The sequence below is a fragment of the Streptomyces sp. NPDC059582 genome, assembly GCF_042735715.1.
In the GTDB taxonomy this organism is placed as follows: Bacteria; Actinomycetota; Actinomycetes; order Streptomycetales; family Streptomycetaceae; genus Streptomyces.
In genome coordinates this window covers 1-12,428 of record NZ_JBHWCC010000009.1, presented here as the reverse complement: position 1 = coordinate 12,428, position 12,428 = coordinate 1, and the positions used below count along the sequence as shown (strand labels likewise).

Here is a 12,428-nt window from a genome sequence, read left to right as displayed (position 1 = left end):
GACACGTTTTACGCGACGCGCGCAACTGCGGCCCGCGTTGTCACCGTCTGACAGTGAGTCGGGTCCGTCAGGGCCGTGGAGCGAGAGAGTGGGGCAGGTCGTGGGACGGCGCAAGAGCGGCATAGGGATCGCGCTCGTCACGTGTGTGATGCTGGCGAGCGTGAGTGCCTGCGGCGGGGGCGGCAGTGACAAGGCGGGCGGGGACGACGCGAGGGCGTCGGGTAAGCCGCGCGCGAGTGCCTCGCCGTCACCGACGAAGCCCGCGGGTCCGCCGATGCTGCTGGAGACGATCACGCCACAGACGGGAACCACGGTCGGTGTGGCCATGCCGATCTCGGTGATCTTCACGAACCCGGTGGCGGCCGAGGCGCGCGCCACGGTCGAGAAGCACATGAAGGTGAGCGCCTCACAGCCGGTGGCCGGCGCCTGGCACTGGTTCGGCGACAAGCGCGCCGACTGGCGTCCGAAGACGTACTGGCCCTCCGGTACGACGGTGAAGATCGACGCCGACATGAAGGGCGTCAGCAACGGCAACGGACGCTACGGCGTGCACGGCTACACGCACACCTTCAAGATCGGTGACGATGTGCGTGCGGATGTCTCGGTGACCGGCCACACCATGAAGGTGACCCGCAACGGCGCGGCGGTGCGCACCTTGTCGATCAACGCGGGCAGCGCCGAGTATCCGACGTGGAACGGCACCATGGCGGTCATCGACAAGCAGGAGAAGGTCCACATGACCTCCTGCAGTGTCGGTATCAGCTGCGACAAGGGCAGCCCGAACTTCTACGACCTGACCCTGCCCTGGGACGTCCACCTCACCCAGTCGGGCACGTACGTGCACTACTCGACCGGAGACCCGAATCCGGGCAGCGGCAGCGCCCGCGGGTCACACGGCTGCGTCCACCTGTCCATCTCGGACGCCAAGTGGTTCTACGGCCAGGTCAAGCAGGGCGACCCCGTCACCATCACCGGCTCGCCCCGCGCCAAGGCCTCGGCCGACAACGGCTACGCCGCCTTCAACCTGGGATGGGACCAGTGGCTCGCGGGCAGCGCGTCCGGGGAGGGAACCACCGCGTCGCTGTGACGCTGTGGTCCCCTCCCCGGAGGCGGCACAGGTGATGCGGGAATCCCGCGCCGTGCCTGTCCCCTCCCCGGAGGCGGCACAGGTGATGCGGGTGTCCCGCGCCGTGCCGCTGCCCAGGAGCAGGCGCCCACACGCAGGTTCGGCCACTCCCCCGACGGCCCCGATCCGTCCGGGGGCTCAGAGGCGGTTCAGTGCGGTGCGGCTCACCGCCTGCGCGGTAGCCATGACGGTCACCTGCGGATTCACCTCCGGGCAGCTCGGCAGGGCGGAGGCGTCCGTCACCAGGACACCGTCGACGCCCCGCAGCCATCCACTGCTGTCCGCGGGAGCCTGGTCCGGGTCGGCTCCCATGGCGACGGTGCCTGTCGGATGGAAGGCGGACAAGTGCAGTTGTCGGGCGGAGACGCTCCGCCGGACGCTGCTCAGTTCCGCCGCGGTTCGTACGCCGGGTGTCGCGGGCACGCCCGTCAACACCTCCCGCGCGCCTGCGGCCAGCAAGAGGCGGCCCACGGCCTCGATCGCGCGGATGAGCCGGTGGGCGTCTTCCTGAGCGAGCCGGTACGTCAGCGTGGGCCTGCGACGGCCCCATACTCTGCCCCCCGGCCGGTCGGCGATCATCGCGCCGACCGTCGCCAGGCTGTCCTGTCCTTCCATCTCCGCACGGAGCCTGCGGCCTGCTCCCGGAAGCAGGAAAGAACTCATCCCGGGCGGCGGCGCAGTCGCCTCGATCAGAATGCCGTCGTCGTGCAGCTCTTCCACCGCAGCGCTCTGCAGCACGGCGGGCCCGCCGGTGATCTGTCCGTCAAAACGGCCGCCGACACTGACCGCCGGATGAACTGCCAGGTTACGGCCGATCATTCGGTGTCCGGCCAGGTGTGAACGGCGCAGCAGCAGCGGTGTCATCAACGCTCCCGCCGCCACGGCGACCAGCGGGCTGAGAATCTCGAACCGGGTGCCGTCCGGCCGCCTCGCCACCACTCCTGCCGCGCGTGGCCGGCTCCGCAGATCGCGGTCGACCATGATCGCCTCAGCGTGGGCCGACGTGATGATCCGGGCGCCCGCGGCACACGCGTCGGGGAGGACGGACAGTTGCACACTCTGTTTCGCTCCTGTCGGACAGCCGACCACGCAGGCGCAGGACCCTTGGCATCCTGGGGCGTTGCGCCGCAACGGAGCAGCCTTCCAACCGAGTCGGCGAGCGCCCTCGAGCGTGAGTGTGCCGTTGTGGCCAAGGATGTCCAGTGGTGCGGGGGCCACCCGAAGCGTGCGCTCGATGTCGTCGAGGTCGGCGGCGAACAGCGATGGCTCGGCGAGGTCTATCCCGTAAGTGGTGTGCCAGCGGGTCAGGACACGGTGGGGGGTCCGGTAGCACGTGCCGGAGTTGATGACGGTGGTACCGCCGACAGCACGGCCTGTGGGCAGCAGGATCGGCGGATCCCCCATCATGATCGTGGCCCCGCCGTCCCGGTAGAGCTCGGTGAAGCGGTCGAGAGGTGGCGCGGCGCGGAAGTCGGCGGTGGTGTGGTGCCGGCCTTCCTCGATGACGATCACACGCAGCCCCGCACGCGCGAAGGTCCGGGCGGCCACGGCGCCGCCCGCTCCAGAGCCGATGATGACGACGTCCGCCGTGTGCCGGTCGGGCCACGACGCGGACGGCACGCAGTCCAGCGGCGGGTCGTCGGGAGGACGGCGTACGGGTGTGCCGGGAGTCCGGCGCCGGAGCATCTGCTCCGTTCCCGCGGCGAGGATGACCGGCATCTTCACCAAGTCGAGCAGCCGATCGGGCAGCGTGGTCACGAGAGCCTCGCGTTCGTCTGCTGTGAGACGGTCGAGCCGGCGCCCGGTGCGCACCACCGCGTACGCGTCCAAAAGGCCCGCAGCACCGCGGAAACCCGTGCGGGCCGGCCGCGGCATCGCGTCCAGGAGACGGTCGAGCCGCTGCGGTACTCCAGCCGCCCGGTCGGCACTCCCCGCTTCCGGGGCTGCTGCGAGCAGGGCACCGACCAAGCCTTCGAGACTGCGGTTCATCGTGTGCCCACCTCCGCGTGCGCGGTGGCGTCCAGTGTCCAGGTCGCTTCTGTGCGCCATCGGCCCCACCAGCGCTCGAGTTCGACGTGCGCGTGGGCGCGCTCGCTGTTGCGGCACACAGCGTGGCTGCCGTCCGGGTCGGTGTACTGGAGCGTCAGCGTTCGGTCTTCGGGCTGTGTCACGCGTACGCGCAGGCGACGGAGTCCGGCCCTGCCGGTGATCTGCCACTGCGGCAGCCCGATGTCTGCGCGGAATCGTCCGAGCCCGGCGTATCCCGTCGCGGAGCGAAGCGCCCGGCGGGGCCAGTCCCGGCCGTTTCTGCGGAGCCGGAGGAAGACCAGTGGGGGCAGCCGGTCCAGTGGCGGACGCTTGGAGACGGCGGCCACCACTTCGAGGACGTCGCCGCCGCCCAGATCCGCGTGGAGCCAGGCCCAGCGTCGCGCGTTGCCGTGGCCGTAGATTCGGGCGCCGGCGCCCTGCGCGTCACGGAGAACGAGCTCGCCTCCGGCGTGGTGGATCGTGCCGGTGTACCGGGCGCGTGCGGACGGGAGCATCTGGGCCGCCGGCAGGACGGGCCGGCGCCAGGCCCAGCGGGGGAACGTGTACAGGGGGCCGCTCTCGGGCGTTTCCGTGAGGTCCCACCGGAAGGCGCCTGCCGAGCCCCGCAGGGTTCCTGCTGTGGCCTCGATTCCGTCAGCCGTGAATCCCGTGGCCTGAGGTATCCACGGGTGAGGTCCGAACCTGGCGTGCGTCACCGGGCCTTGCGGCGGGAAGAGCGCGATCCAGCCGTGGGCAGAGGCAGGGGATCCGTCGGTGGGTGCGGTGATTTCGTGGTGGAGCCAGACTCCTGTGCCGCTGGCGGGATCTGTGAGGGTGGTGTACCAGACCTCGGTCCGCCCGGGTGTGCCGTCCCAGCGTGGTGCGAGGTGCCGCTCTCCGCCCTGCGGGAAGGGAAACCGCCAGCTCTTGAGGAAGGGCGCGAGCTGGGCGAGGGGAAAGCGCAAGGTGCCGCGGCCGACCACGGCATCACCGTCGTACAGGGTGAAGGGGAGAACCGTCATGGAGGTCCAGGGACGGCGGACGGATACGGACTTCCATCCGCGCAGTGTGAGCGTGCGGTCCTGCGAGCGGAACTGAAGTCGGTAGTCGATCCTGCGCCTGGCCAGCGGGGAGATGTCCATCTCGCCTGTAGCCGCGGAGTCGTCGGCGCAGTCTGGGATGCGTACCCGGCCCGCGGCCTTGGCGTGCGTGGTGCGGTGCGGCGTGACCAGAGCGTCCGAGCTCACCACGAGGTCGACGCGTATCGGGCGGGCTCCCTCGGTGCCGGCCAGTTCCACGGTGCCGTACATGCTTTCCGTGAAGCGCGTCCCGCGGCCGTTCACCGAGCGAGCCCGAGGTCACCGAGCATGATGCGTTCGGTCTCCTGGAGATAGGCATCGGCCGCGCGGGCGGCGGCTTCCGTGTCCCCGGCGCACACGGCGCGAACGAGCGGGGCGAGCCGGGCATGCGCTGTTTCGGCCTCTCGAAACGGGCCCACGAGCTGCTGCCGTGCGGGGAGGTAGGCGTTGAAGAGAGTGTTCGTGAGCAGGAGATACACCCGGTTGCCGGTGGCGCGGGCCAGTGCGCGGTGGACTTCCGCATCGGCGAGCTGTACGGCTGCGGGCTGGTCCGCTGCCCCAACGGCGGCGAGCAGGTCCTGCAGTTCGTCGGACTGACGGGCTGTGATGTGGCCGGCGGCGCGCTGGGCGATGACGGCGCCCATGGTCCGGCGCACTTCGAAGACCTCGTGCAGCCAGTCGGGCGCGTAGCGCACCAGCATCGGCAACAGGTCGGCGCCGCCGGTCCGTAGATAGTCGCGCACGCGTGTTCCCACTCCGTGCCGGGTCTCCAGCAGGCCGGATCCCACCAGACGCCCCAACGCGTGCTTGAGGGTGGCGCGGGTGACACCGTAGCGCTCCGCGAGGTTGCGTTCCGGGGGCAGCAGACTGCCGATCTGGTGGCTGCCGGTAAGGATCTCCTGCTGAATCTGTCGTTCCAGCGTGTCGACGACCGTGGTGCGGGCGAGCGGCTCCATCGCGACTCCTGCGTAGTGGACCAGTGGCTCATCCACTGCACCACCGCGGCTGGGCCGCGGTCAAGATCCGTGCACCGCTTCCACCGCGGATCACGAGAAGCCGCTCGTGTCGTACTGCCCAGTCTTACGCGGCAGTTCACCGCGCGGGACCGGTTCCAGGAGGGGGCCGGGTGTCCGTCGACAGCGTTGTCGGTCTGTACAACCGGCCTGACGCTCCAACAGGCAGCTTGTGAGCCGGGAAGGAATCGACGGGCGGCGGGACTTGGGCACGCACGCCGTGGCGGCGTGCTTTCGTCCCATCAGCTCTGCGTGTGAGCCTGCGGGGGTCGCCGAACCGCTCTGGCCCCGGGGCGCCACTCCGCGCTCGATCCGCTCGTCGCGGCGGTGAACGGGGACCAGCGGGCCGACGCCACCCTCCGGTACCCGGACGGGACCACGTCCACGATGCGCCTCTCGGGCCCGGGACACCACGCTCCGTTCGGCTTCCCGGGCCGCGGCGGTACCACCGCCGACTGCGCCGGCGCCACCGCGCACATGCGAAGGCCCCGTGTTCGCGGGCACGCGGTCGAAACAGTCGTGACCTGTGGAAATCGGCAAGACGTCGCCGAGGCGTAGTGGGCCGTTCACCTGGGCGAACGAGTGTTCCGGGGTCCTGAACACCACACACTCACCCAGCAGGGAACATCCATGTGTCAATCCGGATCCTGTGAACACGCTTCGCTCCCGGCCGCCGAGGAAACGGCCGGCATGGGGCGCCGCAACCTGCTCATGGCGAGCGCGGCGCTCGGCGCGGCGGGCGCGCTGACCCTCGCCCCGGTCGGCTTCGCCGAGGCCGACGAAGCCGGCGACGGCACCGCGGGTGTGCCCGCCGACGGCACCGAGGTGACGCGTGTCGTCACCGGCCACCTGGACACGGGCGCCGCCGACTTCGTCTACCTGCCGGTGGAGGTCCCCCGGGGCGTCAACCAGATCGCCGTCTCCTACACCTACGACAAGCCGGCCGTGCCGGGCGGCACGCCGGGCAACTCGTGCGACATCGGCGTCTTCGACGAGCGGGGCATAGCGCTGGGCGGCCGGGGCTTCCGTGGCTGGTCCGGCGGCGCGCGCACGTCGTTCGTGATCAACAGCGACGCGACGACGCCCGGATATCTGCCCGGCCCGGTCAACCACGGCACCTGGCACGTCGCGCTCGGCCCCTACCAGGTGGCCCCGCAGGGCATGAACTACACGGTGACCGTCACCCTCCGGTACGGCCCGGCGGGCGCCCCGTACAAGCCGAACTACCCGAGCGAGCGCGCCAAGGGCCGCGGGCGGGCCTGGTACCGTGGCGACTGCCACCTGCACACCGTGCACTCCGACGGCAAGCGGCTGCCGTCCGAGGTCGCGGCCGGAGCGCGCGCGGCCGGCCTGGACTTCATGGTCTCCACCGACCACAACACCTCCTCCGCCCACGGCGTCTGGGGCGAGTACGCGGGCGACGACCTGCTGATCATCAACGGCGAGGAGATCACCACCCGCAACGGCCACTGGCTGGCGCTGGGCCTGGACTCCGGCTCGTGGATCGACTGGCGCTACCGGTCGCGCGACGACCAGTTCCCGCGCTTCGCCCGCCAGGTGCGCCGCCAGGGCGGCCTGGTCGTCCCGGCGCACCCCTACTGCCCGTACGTTGCCTGTCAGTGGAAGTTCGGCTACGAGGACGCCGACGCCGTCGAGGTGTGGAACGGCCCCTGGACCTACGACGACGAGTCGGCCGTCGACACCTGGGACGCGATGCTCGGTACCGCGATGCGCAGCGGCAAGGGCTGGCTGCCGGCCATGGCCAACAGTGACGCGCACAGCGTCCCGCAGGTCATCGGACTGCCGCAGACCGTCGTCTACGCGGACGACCTCAGCCGGCCCGCCATCCTGGAAGGCATCCGCGAGGGCCGCACGTACGTCGCCGAGTCGTCCGCCGTCACCGTCGCCTTCACCGCGACCGGCGGCGGCCGTCAGGCAGGCATCGCCGAGACGCTGAAGGTGGCCGCCGACGCACCCGTGGACGTGCGCCTGGACGTGACCGGCGTACCGGGTGGCACGGTGCGGTTCATCACCGACGAGGGCCAGATGCACCAGGAGTCGCTGGGCGCGTCCGGCACGGGCACCGTCGTCTGGCGCACGACCGCCTCACTCGCCGCGTACGTGCGCGCCGAGGTCCGGCATCCGAAGGCGGACGGCACGCCGGGCAAGGGCAACACCATGGCGCCGGACCTGCAGTGGGGCCCGATGGCGGCGCTGACCAACCCCATCGTTCTGAAGGTCCGGGACTGACCGGACGGTCCGACCCGGCCGGCGAAGGGCACGGGCCTCGGCGCACGTAGGGGCTGCGGGCGGTGTGCGGACCTGCTGAGCGAACGACCTCGGTCCGAGGTCCGCTGCCCGGCGGACGCGCGCACCGCCCGCGCCAGGTCCGTGCCCGTGCTCGCGACGGCCCACCCGAACTCGACGGCGTACCCGGCCGGGCGAGCAGGCTCGCGCCTGACGCGGGACCATTACGTCCTCCCAGGCGCGCAGATATGTCGCGATCGCCTGCTGGTTGCGTCGCAGCAACTCGATGCGTCGTTCGCTGTTGCCGAGTCGACGTCGCAGTCCGTCCGCTCCTGGTGGGCGGTGACGGGCAGATCACGGTCGCGGTCGTCGGTCCGAGCATCACCCGAGCGACGTTCGGAGGACTGGCGCGGCCGGCCACCCACCCGAGGAGACCGCCACCGCCTACCGGGCCGGTCTCGCCATCGCATGGATCAGCCGCGGGACAGCTGTTCCCGCAGCACCGTGTTCAGGGAGACGGGCTCGCGGCCGAGCAGGGTGGCCAGAGTCGGGTCGACGGTGGCGAACTCGCCGGCACGGCCGGCAGCGAAGATGCCCAGCAACTGTTCAGCCGCCTCAGCGGGAACGCCGAAGCCCGCCATCTGCTCCCGGAACCCGTCGGCGGAGGCGGTGATCCTCGTGATGCTGCGGCCCGTGACCTCCGTGGCGACGCCGGCGATGTCGTCGAAGGTCAGTGCCAGGGCCGCGGTGAGCGGCGGGGTGGCGCCATCGAAGCGGCCTTCGTCGGCCAGGATCGCGGCGGCCTCGTCGTCGAGATCGGCGTGTGCGGTCCAGCTGACCGGACCGTCCGCCGGCAGCACGATCCGGCCGGACGCAGCTGTCGCTGGCCGAGGACCGGCGCGACCCGGCCTTGTCGACCACGCTTCGGGAGTCCGTGGTCTCCGCGGTCACCAACCAGGAGCCGGCCGTGCGGGACCCGGGTCCGGCCGGCGCCGCCCGTGCCCTGCGCGCCACGCTGCCGGAAGAGACGCCCCTCAGCGTCGCGGAGCAGCATCTCCTCGAGGATTGGCTGGACCGCCTCGCCGCCGGCGGCTGAGGCGCCCGGGGTCGGGCCGGCTCTCAAGAACACCTGGAAGGAAGGGCTGCACAGCGCGAACCTCGCGCGTGAGTAGAGTGGGCGGACTCGCGCCCCGCCATGGGGAAGTACAGATGCCTGAGGGCCTTGCCCGGCGGAGAGGGGATGGTGGCGATACCCACGCAGGCCGATGCCGCCACGCGGCCCCGCGCACCCCTGAGCAAAGCGCGGATCCTGAGTGCCGCCGTCACCCTGGCCGACGAAGGCGGCGTGGACGCGCTCAGCATGCGCAAGATCGCTCAAGCGCTCGGCGTCGTACCCATGGCCCTGTACAAGCACGTGGCCCACAAGAACGAGCTGCTGGACGGCATGATCGACGTCCTCGTCGGCGAGATCGACGCGCCGGCCGACGACGCCGACTGGAAGACCGTCGTCCGTCGGCGGGTGCTGTCGGCCCGCCGCATGCTGCTGCGCCACCCATGGGCGCCCGGCGTCATCGAGTCGCGGATGAAGGAACGGGCCGCCCCGACCCCGGCGTTGCTGGCGTATCTGGACTCGATGATCGGAATCTTCCGTACGGGAGGATTCTCGATCGACCTGGTCCATCACGCGATGCATGTCATGGGCAGCCGCCTGCTGGGCTTCTCCCAGGAGCTGTTCGAGGACACCCCTGACCGCGACCCGGACCCGGACGCGCTGCCGCCGGAGGAGATGGCCGCGCGCTACCCCCACATCACCGAACTGGCCATGGCGGTCGCCCATGACGAGGAGTCCGTCGTCGGCTCGGGGTGTGACGACCAGTTCGAGTTCGAGTTCGCCCTGGACCTGACGCTGGACGGCCTCGAGCGCCTGCGCCATACGGCCTGACCCACGGTGAGACCCGAGCGCGAACGCCGGGGAGCCTTCACCGAACCCGTCGGCTGAAACCCCTTCGTCGGCCGTGAGCCTTTGCCCGTTGGCCTTCGACGCCGGGCCGTTGCCCGTCGGCCGGAGCTCTTCGGCCCACGCTCACGCGGCACTCCGCGGATGCCGCCCTTCTCCCCCTTGACGAGTGTACGGCGTACACCTACGGTGCCCAGTGAGAGGTGTACGCCGTACACCTGTAGCTCACCGCTCGCCGCTGGCCGGTCGACGCCGTGCCCAGCGAAAAGCCAGTGCGCGGGATGCGCTCACGAACCAAGGGGGAGACTCGATGAAGGCGATCGTTCAGGAGCGGTTCGGGCCGCCCGACATCCTGCGGCTTGCGGACGTCGACCGGCCCGAAGTCCGCGCGGACGAGGTGCTGGTGCGGGTACGCGCCGCCGCCCTCAATCCCTACGACTGGCACATGATGCGCGGCGACCCGTACATCGCACGGCTGATGGGAGGCGTAGGGCTGATCCGTCCGAGGTCCCGTGTCGCCGGGATCGACGCAGCCGGGTACGTCGAGGCAGTGGGAGCCGACGTGCGCGGACTCAGGCCCGGCGACGAGGTGCTGGGGTTCTGCGCGGGCTCCTTCGCCGAGTACGCGCACACCACCGCGCGACTTCTGGTGCCGAAGCCCGCGAACCTGACCTTCGAGCAGGCGGCGGCCGTGCCGATGGGGGCGGTGACCGCCTTGCGGGGCATGCGGACGGTGGGCCAAGTACGGTCCGGGCAGCGAGTGTTGGTCAACGGGGCCGCCGGTGGCGTGGGCACGTTCGCCGTACAGATCGCCGCGAGCCTCAATGCCGAGGTCACCGGGGTGTGCAGCGCGCGCAACGTCGAACTGGTGCGCTCGCTGGGTGCCACACACGTCGTCGACTACGCGGCAGCGGACTTCACCGACGAGCGCATACGCTACGACGTGATCCTGGACAACGTGGGCAATCACCCGCTGAGCCGCCTGCGCCGGGCACTCACTCCGACAGGCACCCTGGTGGCCAACGGCGGCGGTTCGCCCGGCCATGTGCTCGGGGTGATGGGATCCCTGCTGCGGCTGATCGCGGTCGACGCGTTCAGCCGGCAGCGGCTGCGCCCGATCCTTCCGGCGACTCCGGCCGGCCCGATCCACGCGGACCTGCTCGCCGTCACCGCGCTCGTCGAAGCCGGCGAGCTTCACCCGGTGGTGGACCGGACCTACGCCCTGGCCGACGCGGCCGAGGGCGTACGTCATGTGGAAGAGGGTCACGCCCGCGGCAAGGCCGTAGTCACCGTCCCGTGAGCGTCGCCGCCGTCGCCGTCGCCGACCGGACGTTGTCGTGCTGCGGCGTACGGCCGTCCGCCCACGGCTCAGTTTTCCGGTCGCGCGTTCTCCTGCGCGGGCTCGCCGGGCTCATTGCGGTACTCGGTGTAGGTGTAGGGGTTGTCGAGCACCTTCGACTCGGGGATGTCCGGGTGCATACCGGCGATCCACGCTTCCTCACCCAGCGTGCCGCGCAGGTGTTCCACGGTGATCTCGATCGCCCGACGGGCCTTGGGCAGGTCGGTGCCGACGAGACGGCCGTCGTACTTCACGACGCGACCGTTGACCAGGACGGTGTGCACGTCACCGCGTTGAGCCTGGAACACGACATGACCGTACGGGTTGACGATCGGGAACATGGCGGGCGCTTCGTCGTTCTTGATCAGCACGATGTCCGCGCGCTTGCCCCGCTCGACGCTGCCGACGATGCCGTCCAGCCCGAGCGCTCTGGCACCGCCGCGCGTGGCGTACTCGACGACGTCCTCGGCTCGCAGCGCGACATGGGTGACGGTGTCCCCCTTCGCGTGCGCCTCGAGGTGCCCGCGACTGCGATCGGAGGACAGGGTCGCGCGCATCGCGGCGAACGCGTCGGCGCTCCACCACACACTGGTGTCGACCGAGAGGGAGATCGGTATCCCGTGCCGGCGCAGCGCCCAGCTGGAGGGGTAGCCCTGGCCGCAGGACGCCTCGCTCTCGGCCGAGACGGACGCGTGGCCTCCGGTGGCCGTGCGGGGGAAACCTCCCCGGCAGGCCGCGACTGCCAGGTCGACCAGTCGGCGGAGATCTTGCTCGCCGTGCTCATGAGCAGCGGCAGGTAGTTCTCCGTGAGCACCTCGATGCTCGTCTCAGCGGCGTGGGTGCTGACGTTCAACGCCGCACGAACGACGCCCGCACCGTCCCTCAGTGGCACGGCGATCGACCGGATGCCCGGCGCCAGCTCCTCGTCCGCAAGCGCCCAACCCCGTGCGCGCACCGCTCGCAGCTCCTCGGCCAGTGCCCTGCCGTCGACCGGCTTCGTCACCAACCCGGAACGCGACGGCGCGTCGAGCGTCACGGCGAGCTCTTCATCGCCGAGTTGCGCGAGGAGCACCTTGCCCTGCGACGTCGGCACGGCCGGGAACTTGGTCCCGATGTCGACCCGCAGAGTGATGATCTTCGGGACCGACACCCGCGCGACGTACACGATGTCCGAACCGTCGAGCTGGGTGATCGAGGACGACTCGTGCGTGCGTGCGTGCCACGAGTGTCTCCATGTGCGGACGGGCCATGTCCCACAGGCCGAGGGGGCTGGCGTACGCGATTCCCAGCCTCAGTACCTGTGGTGTCAGGGCGAAACCGCCCTGCCCCGTCGTACGGGCGTAGCCCAGCTCCTGCAATGTCAGCAGGAGTCGGCGTGCCGTCGGCCGGGCGAGCCCGGTGGCAGCCGCGACCTCGGAGAGGCTCAGCTCACGGCGCGTCGCGTCGAAACACGCGAGCACGTCCAGTCCGCGTGCCAGCGATTCGACGAAGTCCGCGCCCTTGCCTCGCCCGGCCATGTCTTCCTCCGATGGATGCTCTCCGTATCGTAGTGGGCTGATCCCCCCAACCTGGCCAACGGGCCTGGCGGGACGGCCGGTACGGCAGCGCCGGCGTGCGGCCGGAGCTGCCAGGTTCGGGT

General features: G+C 70.8%; 11 protein-coding genes and 1 pseudogene. 5 read left to right on the top strand and 7 right to left on the bottom strand.

The window, feature by feature from the left end:
• Positions 1-88: 88 nt before the first annotated feature.
• On the top strand, positions 89-1,087 hold the full coding sequence (locus ACFV0T_RS10735) for an Ig-like domain-containing protein (protein ID WP_385776705.1): 999 nt from the start codon (positions 89-91) through the stop codon (positions 1,085-1,087).
• A 177-nt stretch (positions 1,088-1,264) separates the two neighbouring features.
• Here ACFV0T_RS10735 and ACFV0T_RS10730 read toward each other — a convergent pair whose 3' ends face one another.
• Genes ACFV0T_RS10730 through ACFV0T_RS10720 form a run of 3 tightly spaced genes read right to left on the bottom strand, consistent with a single transcriptional unit; the run spans position 1,265 to position 5,189 of the window.
• Positions 1,265-3,115 (bottom strand): GMC family oxidoreductase N-terminal domain-containing protein, encoded by a 1,851-nt coding sequence (locus tag ACFV0T_RS10730; RefSeq protein ID WP_385776703.1) that lies wholly within the window; start codon positions 3,113-3,115, stop codon positions 1,265-1,267.
• Complete coding sequence (locus tag ACFV0T_RS10725; protein ID WP_385776699.1) at positions 3,112-4,464, bottom strand: hypothetical protein; 1,353 nt, start codon at positions 4,462-4,464, stop codon at positions 3,112-3,114. The genes ACFV0T_RS10730 and ACFV0T_RS10725 overlap by 4 nt, the downstream gene beginning before the upstream one ends.
• Before the next feature lie 29 nt (positions 4,465-4,493).
• Complete coding sequence (locus ACFV0T_RS10720) at positions 4,494-5,189, bottom strand: FadR/GntR family transcriptional regulator (RefSeq protein WP_385776697.1); 696 nt, start codon at positions 5,187-5,189, stop codon at positions 4,494-4,496.
• Between the two features lie 747 nt (positions 5,190-5,936).
• Between ACFV0T_RS10720 and ACFV0T_RS10715 the strand changes: the two genes are divergently transcribed.
• Positions 5,937-7,496 carry a CehA/McbA family metallohydrolase gene (locus tag ACFV0T_RS10715; RefSeq protein WP_385776695.1) on the top strand — a complete coding sequence of 520 codons (1,560 nt, stop codon included), beginning with the start codon at positions 5,937-5,939 and terminating at the stop codon, positions 7,494-7,496.
• 470 nt (positions 7,497-7,966) lie between these two features.
• Here ACFV0T_RS10715 and ACFV0T_RS10710 read toward each other — a convergent pair whose 3' ends face one another.
• The gene (locus tag ACFV0T_RS10710) at positions 7,967-8,353 is read right to left on the bottom strand and encodes a hypothetical protein (protein WP_385776693.1); all 387 of its coding nucleotides are present in this window, start codon (positions 8,351-8,353) and stop codon (positions 7,967-7,969) included.
• 50 nt (positions 8,354-8,403) lie between these two features.
• Between ACFV0T_RS10710 and ACFV0T_RS10705 the strand changes: the two genes are divergently transcribed.
• The 3 genes from ACFV0T_RS10705 to ACFV0T_RS10695 all read left to right on the top strand — a co-directional run bounded on the left by ACFV0T_RS10705 (position 8,404) and on the right by ACFV0T_RS10695 (position 10,750).
• Entirely contained in the window at positions 8,404-8,589 is a 186-nt protein-coding gene (locus ACFV0T_RS10705; RefSeq protein WP_385776691.1) for a hypothetical protein, read from the top strand.
• 144 nt (positions 8,590-8,733) lie between these two features.
• Positions 8,734-9,435, top strand: a complete 702-nt coding sequence (locus tag ACFV0T_RS10700) for a TetR/AcrR family transcriptional regulator (RefSeq protein ID WP_385776688.1) — start codon at positions 8,734-8,736, stop codon at positions 9,433-9,435.
• A gap of 325 nt (positions 9,436-9,760) precedes the next feature.
• Entirely contained in the window at positions 9,761-10,750 is a 990-nt protein-coding gene (locus tag ACFV0T_RS10695) for an NAD(P)-dependent alcohol dehydrogenase (RefSeq protein ID WP_385776686.1), read from the top strand.
• Between the two features lie 68 nt (positions 10,751-10,818).
• Here ACFV0T_RS10695 and ACFV0T_RS10690 read toward each other — a convergent pair whose 3' ends face one another.
• From ACFV0T_RS10690 to ACFV0T_RS10680, 3 genes and pseudogenes are all read right to left on the bottom strand, one after another.
• Positions 10,819-11,421, bottom strand: a complete 603-nt coding sequence (locus ACFV0T_RS10690) for an amidohydrolase family protein (protein ID WP_385777006.1) — start codon at positions 11,419-11,421, stop codon at positions 10,819-10,821.
• 185 nt (positions 11,422-11,606) lie between these two features.
• Positions 11,607-11,861, bottom strand: a pseudogene (locus ACFV0T_RS10685) (IclR family transcriptional regulator C-terminal domain-containing protein); the annotation flags it as partial.
• Positions 11,836-12,306, bottom strand: coding sequence for a helix-turn-helix domain-containing protein (locus ACFV0T_RS10680; RefSeq protein WP_385777004.1), 471 nt, complete (start codon positions 12,304-12,306; stop codon positions 11,836-11,838). The pseudogene ACFV0T_RS10685 and the gene ACFV0T_RS10680, both read right to left, overlap by 26 nt.
• Between the last annotated feature and the right edge of the window lie 122 nt (positions 12,307-12,428).

What these genes read in the sequence shown, in the direction of transcription:
- ACFV0T_RS10700 (WP_385776688.1), top strand. Translation starts at nt 8,734, where the DNA reads ATGGTGGCGATACCCACGCAGGCCGATGCCGCCACGCGGCCCCGCGCA.
- ACFV0T_RS10695 (WP_385776686.1), top strand. Translation starts at nt 9,761, where the DNA reads ATGAAGGCGATCGTTCAGGAGCGGTTCGGGCCGCCCGACATCCTGCGG.
- ACFV0T_RS10715 (WP_385776695.1), top strand. Translation starts at nt 5,937, where the DNA reads ATGGGGCGCCGCAACCTGCTCATGGCGAGCGCGGCGCTCGGCGCGGCG.
- ACFV0T_RS10720 (WP_385776697.1), bottom strand. Translation starts at nt 5,189, where the DNA reads ATGGAGCCGCTCGCCCGCACCACGGTCGTCGACACGCTGGAACGACAG.
- ACFV0T_RS10730 (WP_385776703.1), bottom strand. Translation starts at nt 3,115, where the DNA reads ATGAACCGCAGTCTCGAAGGCTTGGTCGGTGCCCTGCTCGCAGCAGCC.
- ACFV0T_RS10680 (WP_385777004.1), bottom strand. Translation starts at nt 12,306, where the DNA reads ATGGCCGGGCGAGGCAAGGGCGCGGACTTCGTCGAATCGCTGGCACGC.
- ACFV0T_RS10725 (WP_385776699.1), bottom strand. Translation starts at nt 4,464, where the DNA reads ATGTACGGCACCGTGGAACTGGCCGGCACCGAGGGAGCCCGCCCGATA.